The sequence below is a fragment of the Mesorhizobium sp. M7A.F.Ca.MR.362.00.0.0 genome, from assembly GCF_004023175.1.
In the GTDB taxonomy this organism is placed as follows: domain Bacteria; phylum Pseudomonadota; class Alphaproteobacteria; order Rhizobiales; family Rhizobiaceae; genus Mesorhizobium.
The window spans coordinates 1-1048 of record NZ_RZTF01000793.1 but is presented as its reverse complement, the minus strand read 5'-3'; the positions used below and the strand labels follow the sequence as shown (position 1 = coordinate 1048).

General features: G+C 60.6%; 1 protein-coding gene. It reads right to left on the bottom strand.

Annotated features, from left to right (window positions below; genetic code table 11):
• Positions 1 to 123 precede the first annotated feature (123 nt).
• Positions 124 to 276, bottom strand: coding sequence for a hypothetical protein (locus EOC06_RS40540; protein ID WP_158302489.1), 153 nt, complete (start codon positions 274 to 276; stop codon positions 124 to 126).
• Positions 277 to 1048 lie beyond the last annotated feature (772 nt).

Genomic DNA, 1048 nt, shown 5'->3' with positions numbered 1-1048 from the left:
GAAAAAGCCCGCTGCCGGGAAGAGGTGGCAGCGGGCTCGATTTGAAATGCAGCGCGGGAGGAGGTGCACCGCATTCAGCGCCGGGCATCGCATCTGGGAGGAGTAGATGGCCCGACAACAGGATCATATCGATCGCCGCAGATATTGCAATGCACAAATTGCATATCGCATGTGCGAAGGCGTTACCTGGGTGTATGCATCGACATTGTCTCGAAGACCCACCCACCAAAATTGTTGCCCTAGCTGGCCGCTGTAGAGGTTAATGGTGCTGGTCATTTTGCTCTCCTTTGCGTTGTCGCAAGGAGGGCAGATCTGCGCCTGGATCGAAACGTCGAGCGCCGGCGCTCGTCAGCGACAAGCAGATCCGGCTGCAGCATGAGCGGCGCGCGTGCCAGGCCGCCTTTGGCCTCCCGAAAAAGCGTGCGGGCATCGATCGGCCGCACTGCAGCTAAGCCCGACGCGAACAAGAAGCTCCTCGGGCCTTTCGCGCGAGAGGCCGCTGACGATTGCGGCTTCGGCCGAGATGCAGCGGACGCCATGGCGCGGAGACGAAGTGATAGCGAACTCGGCCGCGTAGGCGCTCGCCGCGTCAATCGTGCTGATGTCACCAGGCCTATGCGCGTTCGAGGCAGCCCTTGGCCTGCTGGCTGTTGGCGCACATGATGTCGATGTTCAGCTGGAGTATGCGGGGACGGAACCGATTAGCCTTGCTTGCAGCTTCATGCAGGGCTGCGGCCGATCCCCCACTGATATGGTGGTGGCGTGCCATTGACTGCGTAGTCGCCAACGATGCGATCCTTGTAGATGCGTGGGTTGTGCGAAGACTGGCTGAAATTTTCTCCTGCGTCCCGGCAAGAGCGAATGAGCGCGAGGTAAGGCGTGGTTTGGTCCCCCGCCTTTTCCTATTCTGCGCAGATCATCCCGATAGCGGCTACGCGCTCCAGAACGACCCTCGAGAGATAAAAGTCAAGCTGCGACCTTCTTGCCGGTCCGCTTCGCCGGCGCCGGTGTTTCCGACTCTTTCGGTTTGCGGCCGAGACCCATGGTC